Below are 16,264 nucleotides of genomic sequence, written 5' to 3'. Positions count from 1 at the left end.
ATCGCGTACTTCTGCCCGTGCAAACCGGCATCCATCAACAACTTCGAGGCTGCCCGCGCCTCCTCGTCGCCCACCGGGACTACACGCAGTCCGGAGAGCACCCAGTCCAGGCGCGACATGTTCGTACGGGCATGGACGACCTCGATGATGGTGAGTGAACTGATCACTACCTCCATGCCGCGCGAGCGCGCCTCAGCGATCAGAGCCACCACCTGCTCGCCGTCGGCGAGCAGCTTCGAGAGCCCTTCACTGTCCAGGACGAGCGTCCCCTCGTGACTCAGCTTGCGGCGGGCCACTGGCCCTCCTCGGCGAACACCTCGTCGAAAACTTGCCGAGCCCGCTGACGAGCCTGCTCGGAAACCGGCCCCTTGCGGCTCTCGTAGTCCGCCAGATACTCGTCAAAAACCTGCCCGCGCAGCTCACGCTCGACCGCCACGGCGATGAACGCGGAGAATTCCCGCTTCCCCACCCGCGCCCGAATCGCCTCCGCGGTCCCTTCGGGCAGCGAAAGGCTCACCCGCGTCGCCGGCCCTTCCCCGATGCTGTACGTCGTCTCGCCCATACCCCAAGTGTGTCAAACGAGTAGGAAAAGTGCTACGCCCGGATCCGCGCGGAGCCGCAAGGCCACGAAGAAGATGTGTACATGAACCCCTCCCACTCACTCCCTCACATCGGGCAGCGCAACGCCCGAAACCCAGCACGGTCGCTTCCATTCCATCCCAGCACAATCCCAGCACAGTACGGATGACCAGGGATGACGACAGATGACGTGGAGTCAGCTATCCCAGCACCATCCCAGCACGGGAAAAACTAAGGGCCCGACTCCGAAGAGCCGGGCCCTCTCTGACTGACCTGCATGTTTACCAGACCAGCGACGTGGTGATACGTCAGCGACTAGACGTTGAACCGGAACTCCACCACGTCGCCGTCCTGCATCACGTACTCCTTGCCCTCCATGCGCGCCTTGCCCGCCGCGCGCGCGTCGGCGACCGAGCCGGTGTCGACCAGGTCGGCGAAGGAGATGACCTCGGCCTTGATGAAGCCCTTCTGGAAGTCGGTGTGGATCACGCCGGCCGCCTCGGGGGCCGTGGCGCCCTGTTTGATCGTCCAGGCGCGGGATTCCTTCGGGCCCGCCGTCAGGTAGGTCTGGAGGCCCAGGGTGCGGAAGCCGACGTGGGCGAGGGTGGCCAGGCCCGGTTCTTCCTGGCCTACCGACTGGAGGAGTTCGAGGGCCTCGTCGTCGTCCAGTTCCGCGAGGTCCGACTCCAGCTTGGCGTTGAGGAAGATCGCCTCGGCGGGGGCGACCAGGGCGCGCTGCTCGTCCTTGAAGGTGTCGTCCGTCAGCTCCTCCTCGTCCACGTTGAAGACGTAGAGGAAGGGCTTGGTCGTCAGCAGGTGCAGTTCGCGCAGGGGCTCGGACTTCTCGGTGCCCTGGACGATGCCCGCCGAGAAGAGCGTCTCGCCGGTCTCCAGGATGGCCTGGGCCTCCTCGATCGCCTTGACCTGGCCCAGGACCTCCTTCTTGATGCGCGACTCGCGCTGGAGGCGCGGGAGGACCTTCTCGATCGTCTGGAGGTCGGCGAGGATCAGCTCGGTGTTGATCGTCTCGATGTCGTTCTTGGGCGAGACCTTGCCGTCGACGTGGACCACGTTCTCGTCCTTGAAGGCCCGGATGACCTGGCAGATCGCGTCCGACTCACGGATGTTCGCCAGGAACTTGTTGCCCAGCCCCTCCCCCTCGGAGGCGCCCCGCACGATGCCCGCGATATCGACGAAGTCGACCGTGGCCGGGAGGATCTTCTGCGAGCCGAAGATCTCCGCGAGCTTGTCCAGACGGGGGTCCGGGACGCCGACCACGCCGACGTTGGGCTCGATGGTGGCGAACGGGTAGTTGGCCGCCAGCACGTCGTTCTTGGTCAGGGCGTTGAACAGGGTCGACTTGCCGACATTCGGCAGACCGACGATTCCGATCGTGAGCGACACGTTGGCGACTTCCTGGAGTGAGGACCGGCCGGCGGCCGAGGACTGGCTGGAGGCCTGTGCGGCCCGGGCAGCGGGCCGCGCGGGCCCGATCCCCCAGTTTACGGGCGCGCCGCGGCGGCCGACGACGGGTGCGGGGCCGTGGACTCCGTACCGGCGCCCGTTCCCGGTCCGGTGGCGCGCCGCTCGAACTCACCTCCGCCGGCACCCGGAGGGCGTGTCCCGCCCTCGGTTCCCCGGTTCGTCCGCCTTCGCCACCTACGTTGGTCCGGTGGAGCAGCAGCGGAGGACACCTCACCAGGCCCAGCGGCGGCAGCGGCCGCGGCGCCACCCGGCGGTGCACAGGCGGCGGGTGCCGCCCGTCGTGCGGCGGCTGCGCGCGCTGCCCAATCCCCGGCTGACCGGGCTGGGCGCCGGGCTCTTCGCCACGGCCTCGATGCTCTTCTTCGCCTTCCTCGACGCGCTGCTCTTCGGCGCCGAGCCCGTGGTCTACGGAGTGCTGTTCCTGCCGGTCAGCGCCGTGACCGCGCTGTGGGTACGCCCCGCCGACCTGGTCACCGCGCCGATCATCGCGCCGATCGCCTTCGCGGTCGGCGCGCTGCCGATCTCCGGCGGCGCCGGGGGCTTCGGCGGGCATGTCATGGCGCTCGTCACCACCCTGGCCGTCCACGCGGGCTGGCTGTACGGGGGCACGCTGGTCGCCGGGCTCATCGCCACCGTACGGAAGGTGCGCGAAATGGGGCGGCGGCAGCTCGCCAGGGACCTGGCCGCCACCCGGGTCGCCACCCGGGTGGGCGCCGGGCCCCGGGGGCGGCCGGCTCCCACCCGGACCGGCCGGACACCCGCCCCGCGGAGCGGCGCCACCGCGAGCCGGGCGGTGCGGCAGGGGCCTCGGGGGTAGCGGAACCGGTCAGCGGGTGGCGAGCCCGCCCGGCGCTTGTCAGCGGCCCGCCGCCGACATCGCCGCGCCGACGATCCCCGCGTTGTTCTGCAGCTCCGCCGGAAGGATCTCGGCTCTGATCCCCTCGATCAGCGGGATGAACTTGTCGGCCTTGCGGCTCACCCCGCCACCGATGATGAACAGCTCCGGCGAGAACAGCATCTCCACGTGGGCCAGATACTTCTGGACCCGGTGCGCCCAGTGGTGCCAGCCCAGCTCCTCGTCGTCCTTGGCCTTCGTGGACGCGCGCTTCTCCGCGTCGTGGCCGTTCAGCTCCAGGTGGCCCAGTTCGGTGTTGGGCACCAGACGGCCGTCGATGAAGAGCGCGCTGCCGATGCCCGTGCCGAAGGTCAGCAGGAAGACCGTGCCCTTGCGGCCGCGCCCCGCCCCGAAGGCCATCTCCGCCACACCCGCCGCGTCGGCGTCGTTCAGGACGGTGGTCCGCAGGTTCAGCCGGTCGCCGAGGACCTGGCCCGCGTCGACGTCGATCCACCCCTTGTCGACATTGGCTGCCGTGCGGATCACCGAGCCCGTCACCACCCCGGGGAAGGTGATGCCGACCGGCCCGGACCAGCCGAAATGCCGGACGACCTCCACCACACCGTCGGCGACGCTCTCGGGCGTCGCCGGGTGCGGCGTGAGTACTTTGTAGCGAGGCTCGACCAGGTCGCCGCGCTCCAGGTCCACGGGCGCGCCCTTGATTCCCGAGCCGCCGATGTCCACTCCGAAGACGTTCATGGACACAACGTTACGGGCTGATGCTGACAGCGACAGGGCCCAGGGCCGAACGGATCGTTCCCCGCCCTGCCCCTGGCCCCGATCCGAGCGACAGATCCTAGCGCTCGGAGAGTGCCGCCGCCTCGGCCCGCAGGTCCCTGCGCAGTTCCTTCGGGAGCGAGAAGGTGATGGACTCCTCGGCCGCCTTGACGATCTCGACGTCCCCGAAGCCGCGCTCCGAGAGCCACTCCAGGACGCCGTCGACCAGGATCTCCGGGACGGAGGCCCCGGAGGTGACACCGACCGTGGAGACGCCGTCGAGCCACGCCTCGTCGATCTCGGCGGCCTCGTCCACCAGGTGGGAGGCGCGGGCACCGGCGCCGAGGGCGACCTCGACCAGCCGTACCGAGTTGGAGGAGTTCTTGGACCCGACGACGATGACCAGGTCCGCGTCGGCGCCCATCTGCTTGACCGCGATCTGCCGGTTCTGGGTGGCGTAGCAGATGTCGTCGCTCGGCGGCGCGATCATCAGCGGGAACTTCTCCTTGAGTGCGTCGACCGTCTCCATCGTCTCGTCGACGGAGAGTGTGGTCTGGGAGAGCCAGACCACCTTCGACTCGTCGCGGACCTCGACGTTCGCGACGTCCTCCGGACCGTCGACCAGCGTGATGTGGTCCGGGGCCTCGCCCGAGGTGCCGATGACCTCTTCGTGGCCCTCGTGGCCGATGAGGAGGATGTCGTAGTCCTCCTGGGCGAAGCGGACGGCTTCCTTGTGGACCTTGGTGACCAGGGGGCAGGTGGCGTCGATGGTGGCGAGCCTGCGTTCGGCCGCCTCCTCGTGGACGACGGGGGCGACACCGTGCGCCGAGAACATGACGATGGATCCCTCGGGGACCTCCGCCGTCCTGTCGACGAAGATGGCGCCCTTGTTCTCCAGGGTCTTGACGACGTATTTGTTGTGGACGATCTCGTGCCGGACGTAGATCGGCGACCCGTACTGCTCCAGGGCCTTCTCCACGGCGATCACGGCACGGTCGACCCCCGCGCAGTAGCCGCGGGGAGCGGCGAGGAGGACGCGTTTGCCGGCGCGGCGCGCGGCGTCTCCACTGAGGGTGGCGGCGGGCGACGGGCGGGACGTTGCAGTCATGCCTCCCATCGTAAGGCCGTTCACAAGAGGCGGATCGCCGTCCCTCTGCACGACACTGGTCCCTACGCGATCGAGGGAGGGACCCGATGGCCGGCGGCGGGACGGGCGGGAGCGGGGCGGGCGCGACGCCGGGCGGCGAGGGCGCGACACCGGGTGGTGAGGGGCTGCGGCGGACGCTGGGCTTCCGGGATCTCGTCGTGTACGGGCTGCTGTTCATCGCCCCCATGGCCCCCGTCGGCGTCTTCGGCACCCTCGACGCCAGGTCGCACGGTGCCGTGGCACTCGTCTACGTGGTGGCGACCGTCGCGATGGCGTTCACGGCGTTCAGCTATGCCCAGATGGTGCGGGTCGCACCGCAGGCCGGGTCGGTCTTCGCGTACGCGCGCAAGGGGCTCGGTGAGGGGCCCGGGTTCATCGCCGGGTGGATGGCGATGCTCGACTATCTGCTGATCCCCGCGGTGGCGTACCTCTTCGCGGGCATCGCCATGGAAGCGCTGGTGCCCTCCGTGGACCGGTGGGTGTGGACGGCGATCGCCGTGGTCGTCACGACGCTGCTCAACCTCTGGGGGGTACGCGCGGCGGCCCGGGTCGGCTTCGCGGTGCTGGCGATGGAACTCGTGGTCCTGCTGGTCTTCGTCGTGTCGGCCGTGGTGGTGCTGGTGCGGGACGGGGCGACGCGCGGCTGGTCCTCGCCGTTCACCAGCGATACGGGTTTCTCCCTGGCGGCGGTGCTCGGCGCGGTGTCGGTCGCGGTGCTCTCGTACCTCGGCTTCGACGCGATCGCCTCGTTCGCCGAGGAGGTGACGGGCGGTTCGCGGCAGGTGGCGCGGGCCGTGCTGTTCTGTCTGGTGCTGGCGGGCGTGCTGTTCATCGCGCAGACGTATCTGGTGGCGCTGCTGGAGCCGGTGACCTCGGCGGAGCTGGCGGCCGATCCGGCGAAGCAGGGGTCCGCGTTCTACGACGCGGTGGACACGGCCGTCGGTACCTGGCTGCACGATCTGGTGGCGGCGAGCAAGGCGATCGGTGCGGCGTTCGCGGCGCTGGCCGGGCAGGCGGCGGCCGGCCGGCTGCTCTTCGCGATGGGCCGCGAGCGCCGGCTGCCGCGCGCGCTGGCCCGTACCAGCGCGGGTGTGCCCCGGGTGGCGCTGCTGCTGGCCGCGGTGGTGACGCTCGTGGCCGCCGTGTGGGCGGCGCGGCGCCCGGACGGCCTGGACCATCTCGTCTCGGTGGTGAATGTCGGGGCGCTGACGGCGTTCGTGCTGCTGCACGCGTCGGTGGTGGGGTGGTTCGTGGTACGGCGCGCGGAGGGGCCGCCGCGCTGGTTCGCGCATCTGGTGCTGCCGGTGATCGGGGCGGCGATCCTCATCGCGGTGATCACGGAGGCGGCGGGCTCGGCGCAGGTGGTGGGCGCGATCTGGCTGGCCGTGGGCCTCGTCGTGCTGCTGGCGCAACGGGCCCGCGCGGCGGGATGAACCGGGGCGTTGTCAGAGGCGGCCGTTACGCTCCTCGGCATGGCTCTCCACACGTCCGCGGACGCTCCGCTGCCCGTCGGTGAGGTCTCGCGGCTCATCGGCGGATGGATCGACCGCCTCGGCGCCATCTGGGTCGAGGGGCAGATCACCCAGCTCTCGCGCCGGCCCGGCGCGGGGGTCGTCTTCCTGACCCTGCGCGACCCCTCGTACGACATCTCGGTGAGCGTCACGTGCTATCGGCAGGTGTTCGACGCGATCGCGGACGTCGTCTCCGAGGGCGCGCGGGTCGTGGTGCAGGCCAAGCCCGAGTGGTACGCGCCGCGCGGGCAGCTCTCGCTGCGGGCGACGGAGATACGGCCGGTCGGGATCGGTGAGCTGCTGGTGCGGCTGGAGCAGTTGAAGCGGTCGCTGGGCGCGGAGGGGCTGTTCGCGGCCGACCGCAAGAAGCCGCTGCCGTTCCTGCCCCAGCTCGTCGGGCTGGTCTGCGGGCGGGCGTCGGCGGCCGAGCGCGATGTGCTGGAGAACGCACGGCGGCGGTGGCCCGCGGTGCGCTTCGAGGTCCGCAACACGGCGGTGCAGGGGGTCAACGCGGTGGCCCAGGTCGTCCAGGCGGTCAAGGAGCTGGACGCGCTGCCCGAGGTGGACGTGATCATCGTGGCGCGCGGCGGAGGCAGCGTGGAGGACCTGCTGCCGTTCTCGGACGAGCAGTTGATCCGGGCGGTGGCGGCGTGCCGGACGCCGGTGGTCTCCGCGATCGGGCACGAGCCGGACGCGCCGCTGCTGGACCTGGTGGCGGACGTACGGGCGTCGACGCCGACCGACGCGGCCAAGCGGACCGTGCCGGACGTGGGTGAGGAGCTGGACCGCGTCCAGGGGCTGCGCGACCGTGCGCTGCGTACGGTACGAGGGCTGCTGGACCGCGAGGAGCGCGGGCTGGCCCACGCGCTCGCCCGGCCGGTGATGGAGCGGCCCCACCGGATGGTGGAGGAGCGCGCCGCCGAGGTGGACGCGCTGGCCGACCGGAGCCGGCGGGTGCTGCGCCATCTTCTGGACTGGGCGGACTCGGAGCTGTCGCACACCCGGGCGCGGGTGGTGGCGCTGTCGCCCGCCGCGACGCTGGAGCGCGGGTACGCGGTGCTCCAGCGGCCCGACGGGACGGTCGTACGGGCGCCGGGGGAGGTCGCCCCGGCCGAGGAGCTGCGGGCCCGGGTGGCGGAGGGCGAGTTCGCGGTGCGGGTCGTCGCGGAGTGAGCCGCGAAGTGAGCGGCGCGGAGGGAAATCGTTGTCGGTGCGCGCGGTCACGCGCGCGCTTCGCCGGATGCGGCGTACTGATGAGGCGTACTTAGGGTGGATGACATGACGAGCACGGACAACGGCGCGGCGGCGGCCTCCGCCACGGACACACCGGGCTACGAGCAGGCACGCGACGAGCTGATCGAGGTCGTGCGCCGGCTGGAGGCGGGCGGTACGTCGCTGGAGGAGTCGCTGGCCCTGTGGGAGCGCGGCGAGGAGCTGGCGAAGGTCTGCCGCCACTGGCTGGAGGGGGCGCGGGCCCGGCTCGACGCCTCCCTCGCCGGGAAGGAGCCGGAGGACGGGTGAGCCGGAGGACGGGTGAGCTGCAGGATGGGTGAGCCGCAGGACAGGTGAGCCGCAGGACAGGTGAGCTGGAGGAGGGGGCCGTGCGCGGGCCTGTGGGGTGGATCACCCAGCCCAGATTTGATTGAACATTCACATACTCCCGCGCTACGGTGAATCCGCCATCACCTGATCACCCCGTGATCGAACCGTCCGGAAGGTACTCCCCCAAAATGTCCCTCGTGATCGACCCAGCCGCCCAGGACCTGCTCTTCCGTGAGGCCCATACCGCCAACACATTCTCCACGGAGCCGGTGACCGAGGAGCAGGTCCAGGCGATCTACGACCTCGTGAAGTACGGCCCCACGTCGATGAACCAGTCGCCCCTGCGGGTCGTCCTGGTCCGTTCCGCCGAGGCGCGCCAGCGGCTCGCCCCGCTGATGTCGGACGGCAACAGGGACAAGACCGTCTCCGCCCCGCTCGTCGCGATCCTGGCCGCGGACAACGAGTTCCACGAGGAGCTGCCGCAGCTCTTCCCGCACCTCCCGCAGGCCAAGGACTTCTTCGGCGACCGCTCGGCCCGCGAGCGCTCGGCCGCGCTGAACGCCACGCTCCAGGCCGGTTACTTCATCATCGGCGTCCGCGCCGCCGGGCTCGCCGCCGGCCCGATGACCGGGTTCGACGCCGCCGGCGTCCAGAAGGAGTTCCTGGACGACGACCACACCCCGCTGATGATCGTCAACATCGGCAAGCCCGGCGAGAACGCCTGGTTCCCGCGCTCTCCCCGCCTCACCTTCGACGAGGCCGTCACCACCGTCTGAGCCGCCCGTCCCGAGCGGCCCGTCCGAGCGGCCGCCCGCGGGACACCCCGTACATACGGCGCCGCGGCCCGTTCCGGAGTCCCCGGAACGGGCCGCGGCGCCGCGTCGTTGCCCATGAAACGTACGGGCGTTCCCGCGTTACGGCGTCACCGCTCCGCGCCCGATCCGCCGTCGGCACCGGCCCCGGAGGCTCCTGCCCCGGCGCCGGTCCCCGCCTCGGCCTCCTTGCCGGCCTCCAGCGCCTCGGCCATCTCCGCCAGCCGCTCGTAGGACGCGGTGCCCGTCACGACCGTCGTGGCGTCCCCCTCGGTGCGCACCAGGGCGTCGTACTTCGGCCCCTTCCAGCGCTGCCAGGCCTCCCCCGCCACCCGCTGGGTCTCGCCGGTGTCCTCGGCCTCGTGGCTGACCTCCGCCACGAACTTCTTCGCGGCCGCCGTCGACTGCTCGACCGCGACGTACTGGCCGTCCGGGTCCAGATAGCCGAGGTGCCACGCGTTGTCGTTCTGACGCTGGTACGAGACCGACGTCGCCTTCCACGTCTGCGCCAGCCCCGCCGGGGCCAGCACCGGATACGGCGCCGCGCGGCGCGCGGTCACCAGCTCGACCCGGTAGTCGACCGCCTTGACCGGGGCCGGGGTGTCGTCGTGCGGGATGAACACGTAGATCACGGCGACGACGATCCCGATGACCGCCATCGACAGGAACATGTCCCGCACCGTCTGTCTGCCTCGCATACCTGCCACGGCACCATCGTCGCATCACCCGATCGCGCTCATACGTGGGCCCCTCTGCTCAATATGGCGTTGTACGGATAGAGTCGTATCACCCTCTTTTCCGGTCGTCGCCGTACAGAAAGGTGCGTTCCGTTGACCGAACATCAACTTCCGTCCCCCCTTGAGGTGTCTCCCGAGGCCCCCGACCGCAACCTCGCCCTGGAGCTGGTACGGGTCACCGAGGCCGCCGCCATGGCGGCCGGCCGGTGGGTCGGGCGCGGCGACAAGAACGGCGCGGACGGCGCGGCGGTGAACGCCATGCGCACCCTCGTCTCCACCGTCTCGATGAACGGTGTCGTCGTCATCGGCGAGGGCGAGAAGGACGAAGCCCCGATGCTGTTCAACGGCGAGGAGATCGGCGACGGCACCGGCGCCGAGGTCGACATCGCCGTGGACCCGATCGACGGCACCACCCTGAACGCCAAGGGGATGCCGAACGCCATCGCCGTGCTCGCCGCCGCCGACCGGGGCACGATGTTCGACCCGTCCGCGGTCTTCTACATGGACAAGCTGGTCACGGGGCCCGAGGCCGCCGACTTCGTCGACATCGACGCGCCCGTGGCGGTCAACATCCGCCGGGTCGCCAAGGCGAAGCGCTCCTCGCCCGAGGATGTGACGGTCGTCATCCTCGACCGCCCCCGCCACGAGGGCATCGTCAAGGAGATCCGGGAGACCGGCGCCCGGATCAAGTTCATCTCGGACGGCGACGTGGCCGGCTCGATCATGGCCGCCCGCGAGGGCACCGGCGTCGATCTGCTCATGGGCGTCGGCGGCACCCCCGAGGGCATCATCTCCGCGTGCGCCATAAAGTGCCTCGGCGGCGTCATCCAGGGCAAGCTCTGGCCGAAGGACGACCAGGAGCGGCAGCGCGCCGTCGACGCGGGGCACGACCTGGACCGGGTGCTCTCCACCAACGACCTGGTCAGCGGCGAGAACGTGTTCTTCGTGGCCACCGGCATCACCGACGGTGAGTTGCTCCGGGGCGTGCGCTACCGCTCGGAGACCGCGACCACCCAGTCCCTGGTGATGCGCTCCAAGTCGGGAACGATCCGGCAGATCGACTCGACCCACCGGCTGTCGAAGCTGCGCGCCTACAGCACGATCGACTTCGACCGCGCCAAGTAGTCCCGCCCGGTCGGGAAACCCCGGCCGAGGGCCCGGCGCGTGCGGGCCGGAACCCGGCGGAGGGGGCGCCCCGTGCGGTGGGGCGCCCCCTCCCTCCGTTCACGTCCCCGTCGAGCGTCGGGTCAGCCCGCCGCCGCGATACGGTCGCCCGCCGCCGCCTTCCTCAACTCCACCTCGCGCCGCCTGCGGCGCGCCAGCACCACCCGGCGCTCGGCCGCCGTCAGTCCGCCCCACACTCCGTAGGGCTCGGGCTGGAGCAGCGCGTGCTCCTGGCATTCGAGCATCACCGGACACCGGGCACAGACCCGCTTCGCGGCCTCCTCCCGCGCCAGCCTGGCGGCTGTCGGCTCCTTGGAGGGGGCGAAGAACAATCCGGCTTCGTCCCGACGGCATACAGCCTCCGAATGCCAGGGTCCGGCCTGGTCCTCCCGAGCGGGACTCCGCTGGGTCGGAAGGGCGGCCACCTGGAGGGGCTGATGCGGCAGTTGCAGCACGGTCTACTCCTGACGACGGCTTCGCGAGCGAGAGACGATGCAGCTTTCCCTACCCGCTGTACGCGCGCCTATGCACTGAGTGGCACCCAGTTCCGGAGTTCGGAACGCCGTGCGGAATTCCGGACACCTCGGCCCAACCGGCCCGTATGTGGCCGGAAATCAGCGCACGAGGTGTGGAAGGTACGCGAAGTGCGCGAAGTGCGCGAAGTGCGCGAGATCACCGGGGCCCGCCGTGCGGATCAGGTCCTAGTGGCCGAGGTGCTTGCGGAGGACGTCGTTGACGAGGTTCGCGATCCACTTGCCGCGCTTCGGCTTGGCCTCGACATTGCCGAACACCGAGTAGCCGTTCACCACGACCGTCGGCGCGTCCTGGTCGGAGGCTTCCAGCGTACGGATCTCGAAATTGCCGAGGACACCGTGGCCGTTGCCGCGCAGCGTGATGTTCTCCGGGACCGTGATCTCCACATTGCCGAAAATGGAGGTCGCGTTGATCACGGTGACCCGCTGGCCGAAGAGTGCCTCCGTCAGGTCGATCTCGACATTGCCGAAGAGCGCGAACGCGTTGACCTTGGCGCCAATACGCCAACGCCCCTTCCGCGTCGAACTGCTGAAGACCGCGATCATGTTCTCGGCCGGAGCCGTCGGATCCACAGGACCGTACGGATATCCGCCCGCCGCGCCGCGCGACTGCCCCGTGATGCGGGCATCGGCGCCGGGGGCGGGCAAGTCCCGTACCAGAGGCTCCAGTTCGCCGACGGTCTTCGCCCGGTAGACGGCGTCGATCCGTTCGGCGTGCTCCTCGGCGTCCAGGCGGCCCTCCGCGAGCGCCTCCCTGAGGATGTCAGCGGTCCTGTCCCGGTCGGCGTCGGAGGCACGGAGGCCGGCGGGCGCGGGCTCCGCCGATGCGACGGGCTTCCGCTCGGCCGACTGCTGAGGCTGCTGAGGCTGCTTTTCGAGGTCCACGTCCCCAGGGTAGCGAAACGCGATAGATCGCGACTAGTGGCCGACGCGATGCCACGCCGGACATCCTGAAGGGAATCCCCGGAACACCCCCCGGGAACATCCCCCGGGGGCATCCCCCCGGGACATCCCCGCCGACGCCCTACTGAGCCCTACCTCACAGGTCCGGTCCCGGCGGCGCGGCCTACGCTGGAGGATGCCGCAGCCAATGGGGGCCGCGCCGCCGTCTGTCGAGTGAGGAATGGCCGTAATGCCGGAATTTGCGTACTCCGATCTGCTTCCGCTGGGGGAGGACACCACGCCCTACCGCCTGGTGACCGCCGAAGGAGTCTCCACCTTCGAGGCCGACGGGCGTACGTTCCTCAAGGTCGCCCCCGAGGCGCTGCGCACGCTCGCCGCCGAGGCGATGCACGACATCTCGCACTACCTGCGCCCGGCCCATCTCGCGCAGCTCCGCCGGATCGTGGACGACCCCGAGGCGTCCTCGAACGACAAGTTCGTGGCGCTCGATCTCCTGAAGAACGCGAATATCGCGGCGGCGGGCGTTCTCCCCATGTGCCAGGACACCGGCACGGCGATCGTGATGGGCAAGCGCGGGCAGCAGGTGCTGACCGAGGGCGGTGACGAGGAAGCCCTTTCGCACGGAATCTACGACGCGTACACGAAGCTGAATCTCCGCTATTCGCAGATGGCCCCGCTCACCATGTGGGAGGAGAAGAACACCGGCTCGAACCTGCCCGCGCAGATCGAGCTGTACGCGACCGACGGCGGCGCGTACAAGTTCCTTTTCATGGCGAAGGGCGGCGGCTCCGCGAACAAGTCGTTCCTGTACCAGGAGACGAAGGCGGTGCTGAACGAGACCTCCATGATGAAGTTCCTGGAGGAGAAGATCCGTTCGCTGGGTACGGCCGCGTGCCCGCCGTACCACCTCGCGATCGTCGTCGGCGGTACGTCGGCGGAGTTCGCCCTCAAGACCGCGAAGTACGCCTCCGCGCACTACCTGGACGAGCTGCCCGCCGAGGGGTCCCCCACGGGCCACGGCTTCCGTGACAAGGAGCTGGAGGAGAAGGTCTTCGAGCTGACGCAGCGGATCGGGATCGGCGCGCAGTTCGGCGGCAAGTACTTCTGCCACGACGTGCGGGTGGTGCGGCTGCCGCGGCACGGCGCCTCGCTGCCGGTCGCGATCGCCGTCTCCTGCTCGGCCGACCGCCAGGCCGTCGCGAAGATCACCGCCGAGGGTGTCTTCCTGGAGGAGCTGGAGAAGGACCCGGCCCGCTTCCTGCCGGACACCACGGACGAGCACCTGGGCGAGGGGGAGAACGCGGGCGGCGACGTCGTACGGATCGACCTGCGCCGCCCGATGGACGAGATCCTCGCCGAGCTGACGAAGTACCCGGTCAAGACCCGGCTCTCGCTCACCGGCCCGCTGGTGGTCGCCCGCGACATCGCGCACGCCAAGATCAAGGAGCGGCTGGACGCGGGCGAGGAGATGCCCCAGTACCTGAAGGACCATCCGGTCTACTACGCGGGCCCGGCGAAGACCCCCGAGGGGTACGCCTCCGGCTCCTTCGGCCCGACGACGGCCGGCCGGATGGACAGCTACGTCGCGCAGTTCCAGGCGGCGGGCGGCTCGAAGGTCATGCTCGCCAAGGGCAACCGCTCGAAACAGGTCACCGACGCCTGCGACGCGCACGGCGGCTTCTACCTCGGCTCGATCGGCGGCCCGGCGGCCCGGCTCGCCCAGGACTGCATCAAGAAGGTCGAGGTCGTCGAGTACGAGGAGCTGGGCATGGAGGCCGTCTGGCGGATCGAGGTGGAGGACTTCCCGGCGTTCGTCGTCGTGGACGACAAGGGCAACGACTTCTTCACGGAGCCCGCCCCCGCGCCCACCTTCACCAGCATCCCGGTCCGCGGGCCCGGTCTCGGCTGAGTCCGCCGCGCCACCGTCCGCCGTGCCCTCCCGGAGCAGGACTCCGGGAGGGCACGGCGCTGTGCGGGAACACATCGGACCGGCCGGACGCTCACCCTCACAGGAGGTACGACGACGATGACGACCGACGAGAACCCCTACCGGACCGAGCACGACTCGATGGGCGAGGTGCGGGTCCCCGCACACGCCAAGTGGCGGGCGCAGACCCAGCGCGCGGTGGAGAACTTCCCCATCTCGGGGCAGCGCCTGGAACGTACCCACATCGAGGCGCTGGCCCGGATCAAGGCCGCCGCGGCCAAGGTGAACGCCGGGCTCGGGGTGATCGGCCAGGACGTCGCGGACGCCATCCAGGAGGCCGCCGCCGAGGTCGTGGAGGGCCGCTGGGACGACCAGTTCCCGGTCGACGTCTTCCAGACGGGCTCCGGTACCTCCTCGAACATGAACGCGAATGAGGTGCTGGCCACGCTCGCCACCGAGCGGCTGGGCCGGGACGTCCACCCCAACGACCACGTCAACGCCTCGCAGAGCTCCAACGACGTCTTCCCGTCCAGCATCCACATCGCCGCGACCGCAGCCGTCACCGGCGGCCTGATCCCGGCGCTGGAGCATCTCGCCGCGTCCCTGGAGCGCAAGGCGGCGGAGTTCGCGGACGTCGTGAAGGCGGGCCGTACGCACCTCATGGACGCCACGCCCGTCACCCTCGGCCAGGAGTTCGGCGGTTACGCGGCGCAGATCCGGTACGCGGTGGAACGGCTGAACGCCTCGCTGCCACGCCTGGCCGAACTGCCGCTGGGCGGTACGGCGGTGGGCACCGGGATCAACACCCCGCCGGGCTTCTCCGCCGCGGTGATCGCCGAGGTCGCGCGCGCGACCGGGCTGCCGCTGACGGAGGCCCGCAACCACTTCGAGGCGCAGGGCGCCCGGGACGGGCTCGTGGAGACGTCCGGCCAGCTCCGTACGCTCGCCGTGTCGCTGACCAAGATCTCCAACGATCTGCGCTGGATGGCGTCGGGCCCCCGCACCGGCCTCGCCGAGATCGCCCTGCCCGACCTCCAGCCCGGCTCCTCGATCATGCCCGGCAAGGTCAACCCGGTGATCCCGGAGGCCGTCCTGATGGTCGCCGCGCAGGTCACCGGCGCGGACGCGACGATCGCCGCGGCCGGCGCCGCCGGGAACTTCGAGCTGAACGTGATGCTCCCGGTGATCGCGAAGAACCTCCTGGAGTCCGTACGGCTGCTGACGAACGTCTCGCGGCTGCTGGCGGACCGTACGGTCGACGGGATCACCGCCGACGCCGAGCGGGCCCGCGCGTACGCCGAGTCCTCGCCGTCCGTCGTCACCCCGCTGAACAAGTACCTCGGGTACGAGGCCGCCGCGAAGGTCGCCAAGAAGTCCCTGGCCGACCACGCGACGATCCGCGAGACGGTCCTGGCGCTCGGGTACGTCGAGCGCGGGGAGCTGACGCCGGCACAGCTCGACGAGGCGCTGGATGTCCTGCGCATGACGCACCCGTAAATCCGTGCGGTCTCCACGCGGTACCGTCGGCAGCGCCCCGGCGCCGATGGCGTACACGGCCTAAGATCCCCGCATGAAGGAGACGGCGGCGAACGAACACTGGGCGGCAGGCACCCAGATCCTGTGGCGGTACCGGGAGAACGCCGGGGACCGCGTCCACATCTGCCGCCCCGTCACGGTGGTGCGGGACACCGACGAACTGCTCGCGGTGTGGCTGGCGCCGGACACCCCGTGTGTCCGGCCGGCCCGCGCCGACGGCGCCCCGGTGCACCGCGAGCCGCTGGCGACCCGTTACACCGTGCCGCGGACGGTGGTGCGCGACCGGTGGTACGGGATGGGGGTGCTGAAGCTCGCGCGGCCCGGCGAACCGTGGTCGGTCTGGCTGTGGTGGGAGCGCGGCTGGCGCTTCCAGAACTGGTACGTGAACCTGGAGGAGCCCCGCGCCCGTTGGGCCGGGGGCGTCGACTCCGAGGACCATTTCCTCGACATCGACGTCTACCCGGACCGGAGCTGGCGGTGGCGCGACGAGGACGAGTTCGCCCAGGCCCAGCGCGACGGCCTGATGGAGCCGGCGCAGGCCCGCCGGGTCGAGGCGGCCGGGCGCGCGGCGGTCGAACTCATCGAAGCGTGGGGCGCCCCGTTCCGCGACGGCTGGGAGGACTGGCGCCCCGATCCCCGCTGGCCGGTGCCCACGCTCCCGGAGGGCTGGGACCGCACCCCGGCCCGGCTCGCCACCTGAGCGTGGGGACGTGGTCCGCGGAGGTGGCGCTCCGCCCCCTTCGAACATTTCACCAGGACGGCGCCCCCGGAACGGA

General features: G+C 70.6%; 17 protein-coding genes. 9 read left to right on the top strand and 8 right to left on the bottom strand.

Features of this window, described 5'->3' with window-relative positions; translation table 11 throughout:
• The 3 genes from AB0P17_RS06375 to ychF form a co-directional block, all read right to left on the bottom strand.
• A partial coding sequence (locus AB0P17_RS06375) for a DNA-binding protein (protein ID WP_365808088.1) occupies positions 1 to 296 on the bottom strand: 296 nt, incomplete at its 3' end.
• Positions 278 to 562, bottom strand: coding sequence for a hypothetical protein (locus AB0P17_RS06370; RefSeq protein WP_365808086.1), 285 nt, complete (start codon positions 560 to 562; stop codon positions 278 to 280). The genes AB0P17_RS06375 and AB0P17_RS06370, both read right to left, overlap by 19 nt.
• Before the next feature lie 332 nt (positions 563 to 894).
• Positions 895 to 1,983, bottom strand: a complete 1,089-nt coding sequence (gene ychF / locus AB0P17_RS06365) for a redox-regulated ATPase YchF (protein ID WP_365808084.1) — start codon at positions 1,981 to 1,983, stop codon at positions 895 to 897.
• Between the two features lie 334 nt (positions 1,984 to 2,317).
• Here ychF and AB0P17_RS06360 point away from each other — a divergent pair, with 334 nt between their 5' ends.
• Complete coding sequence (locus tag AB0P17_RS06360) at positions 2,318 to 2,881, top strand: DUF6542 domain-containing protein (RefSeq protein ID WP_365808121.1); 564 nt, start codon at positions 2,318 to 2,320, stop codon at positions 2,879 to 2,881.
• 39 nt (positions 2,882 to 2,920) lie between these two features.
• On the opposite strand, the gene ppgK is transcribed toward AB0P17_RS06360, so the two are convergent.
• A complete protein-coding gene (gene ppgK, locus AB0P17_RS06355; protein WP_365808081.1) occupies positions 2,921 to 3,658 on the bottom strand; it encodes a polyphosphate--glucose phosphotransferase in 738 nt (245 codons plus the stop codon).
• A gap of 97 nt (positions 3,659 to 3,755) precedes the next feature.
• On the bottom strand, positions 3,756 to 4,784 hold the full coding sequence (locus tag AB0P17_RS06350) for a 4-hydroxy-3-methylbut-2-enyl diphosphate reductase (RefSeq protein WP_365808078.1): 1,029 nt from the start codon (positions 4,782 to 4,784) through the stop codon (positions 3,756 to 3,758).
• Positions 4,785 to 4,870: 86 nt separating this feature from the next.
• Between AB0P17_RS06350 and AB0P17_RS06345 the strand changes: the two genes are divergently transcribed.
• The 4 genes from AB0P17_RS06345 (at position 4,871) to AB0P17_RS06330 (ending at position 8,652) form a co-directional block, all read left to right on the top strand.
• Positions 4,871 to 6,256, top strand: a complete 1,386-nt coding sequence (locus AB0P17_RS06345) for an APC family permease (protein ID WP_365808076.1) — start codon at positions 4,871 to 4,873, stop codon at positions 6,254 to 6,256.
• Between the two features lie 39 nt (positions 6,257 to 6,295).
• Positions 6,296 to 7,507 (top strand): exodeoxyribonuclease VII large subunit, encoded by a 1,212-nt coding sequence (xseA, locus tag AB0P17_RS06340; RefSeq protein ID WP_365808074.1) that lies wholly within the window; start codon positions 6,296 to 6,298, stop codon positions 7,505 to 7,507.
• Between the two features lie 105 nt (positions 7,508 to 7,612).
• Positions 7,613 to 7,855, top strand: coding sequence for an exodeoxyribonuclease VII small subunit (locus AB0P17_RS06335; protein WP_365808073.1), 243 nt, complete (start codon positions 7,613 to 7,615; stop codon positions 7,853 to 7,855).
• 209 nt (positions 7,856 to 8,064) lie between these two features.
• A complete protein-coding gene (locus AB0P17_RS06330; RefSeq protein WP_365808071.1) occupies positions 8,065 to 8,652 on the top strand; it encodes a malonic semialdehyde reductase in 588 nt (195 codons plus the stop codon).
• Positions 8,653 to 8,798: 146 nt separating this feature from the next.
• On the opposite strand, the gene AB0P17_RS06325 is transcribed toward AB0P17_RS06330, so the two are convergent.
• Positions 8,799 to 9,395 carry a DUF4245 domain-containing protein gene (locus AB0P17_RS06325; RefSeq protein WP_365808069.1) on the bottom strand — a complete coding sequence of 199 codons (597 nt, stop codon included), beginning with the start codon at positions 9,393 to 9,395 and terminating at the stop codon, positions 8,799 to 8,801.
• Positions 9,396 to 9,518: 123 nt separating this feature from the next.
• Here AB0P17_RS06325 and glpX point away from each other — a divergent pair, with 123 nt between their 5' ends.
• The gene (gene glpX, locus AB0P17_RS06320; protein ID WP_365808067.1) at positions 9,519 to 10,550 is read left to right on the top strand and encodes a class II fructose-bisphosphatase; all 1,032 of its coding nucleotides are present in this window, start codon (positions 9,519 to 9,521) and stop codon (positions 10,548 to 10,550) included.
• A gap of 122 nt (positions 10,551 to 10,672) precedes the next feature.
• Here glpX and AB0P17_RS06315 read toward each other — a convergent pair whose 3' ends face one another.
• Positions 10,673 to 11,044 (bottom strand): WhiB family transcriptional regulator, encoded by a 372-nt coding sequence (locus AB0P17_RS06315; RefSeq protein WP_365808065.1) that lies wholly within the window; start codon positions 11,042 to 11,044, stop codon positions 10,673 to 10,675.
• Positions 11,045 to 11,290: 246 nt separating this feature from the next.
• Complete coding sequence (locus AB0P17_RS06310; protein WP_365808064.1) at positions 11,291 to 12,007, bottom strand: DUF1707 domain-containing protein; 717 nt, start codon at positions 12,005 to 12,007, stop codon at positions 11,291 to 11,293.
• A gap of 247 nt (positions 12,008 to 12,254) precedes the next feature.
• Between AB0P17_RS06310 and AB0P17_RS06305 the strand changes: the two genes are divergently transcribed.
• The 3 genes from AB0P17_RS06305 (at position 12,255) to AB0P17_RS06295 (ending at position 16,188) form a co-directional block, all read left to right on the top strand.
• Complete coding sequence (locus AB0P17_RS06305; protein WP_365808062.1) at positions 12,255 to 13,934, top strand: fumarate hydratase; 1,680 nt, start codon at positions 12,255 to 12,257, stop codon at positions 13,932 to 13,934.
• A 117-nt stretch (positions 13,935 to 14,051) separates the two neighbouring features.
• Complete coding sequence (locus AB0P17_RS06300) at positions 14,052 to 15,449, top strand: class II fumarate hydratase (RefSeq protein ID WP_365808060.1); 1,398 nt, start codon at positions 14,052 to 14,054, stop codon at positions 15,447 to 15,449.
• Between the two features lie 73 nt (positions 15,450 to 15,522).
• Complete coding sequence (locus tag AB0P17_RS06295) at positions 15,523 to 16,188, top strand: DUF402 domain-containing protein (RefSeq protein ID WP_365808058.1); 666 nt, start codon at positions 15,523 to 15,525, stop codon at positions 16,186 to 16,188.
• Positions 16,189 to 16,264 lie beyond the last annotated feature (76 nt).

It is taken from the genome of Streptomyces sp. NPDC088124 (assembly GCF_040685895.1).
In the GTDB taxonomy this organism is placed as follows: Bacteria; Actinomycetota; Actinomycetes; order Streptomycetales; family Streptomycetaceae; genus Streptomyces.
Note: the sequence above shows the minus strand (reverse complement) of the source record. Positions and strands in the feature narration are given on the sequence as shown.

What these genes read in the sequence shown, in the direction of transcription:
- AB0P17_RS06370 (WP_365808086.1), bottom strand. Translation starts at nt 562, where the DNA reads ATGGGCGAGACGACGTACAGCATCGGGGAAGGGCCGGCGACGCGGGTG.
- ppgK (WP_365808081.1), bottom strand. Translation starts at nt 3,658, where the DNA reads ATGAACGTCTTCGGAGTGGACATCGGCGGCTCGGGAATCAAGGGCGCG.
- AB0P17_RS06350 (WP_365808078.1), bottom strand. Translation starts at nt 4,784, where the DNA reads ATGACTGCAACGTCCCGCCCGTCGCCCGCCGCCACCCTCAGTGGAGAC.
- AB0P17_RS06345 (WP_365808076.1), top strand. Translation starts at nt 4,871, where the DNA reads ATGGCCGGCGGCGGGACGGGCGGGAGCGGGGCGGGCGCGACGCCGGGC.
- xseA (WP_365808074.1), top strand. Translation starts at nt 6,296, where the DNA reads ATGGCTCTCCACACGTCCGCGGACGCTCCGCTGCCCGTCGGTGAGGTC.
- AB0P17_RS06335 (WP_365808073.1), top strand. Translation starts at nt 7,613, where the DNA reads ATGACGAGCACGGACAACGGCGCGGCGGCGGCCTCCGCCACGGACACA.
- AB0P17_RS06330 (WP_365808071.1), top strand. Translation starts at nt 8,065, where the DNA reads ATGTCCCTCGTGATCGACCCAGCCGCCCAGGACCTGCTCTTCCGTGAG.
- AB0P17_RS06305 (WP_365808062.1), top strand. Translation starts at nt 12,255, where the DNA reads ATGCCGGAATTTGCGTACTCCGATCTGCTTCCGCTGGGGGAGGACACC.
- AB0P17_RS06300 (WP_365808060.1), top strand. Translation starts at nt 14,052, where the DNA reads ATGACGACCGACGAGAACCCCTACCGGACCGAGCACGACTCGATGGGC.
- AB0P17_RS06295 (WP_365808058.1), top strand. Translation starts at nt 15,523, where the DNA reads ATGAAGGAGACGGCGGCGAACGAACACTGGGCGGCAGGCACCCAGATC.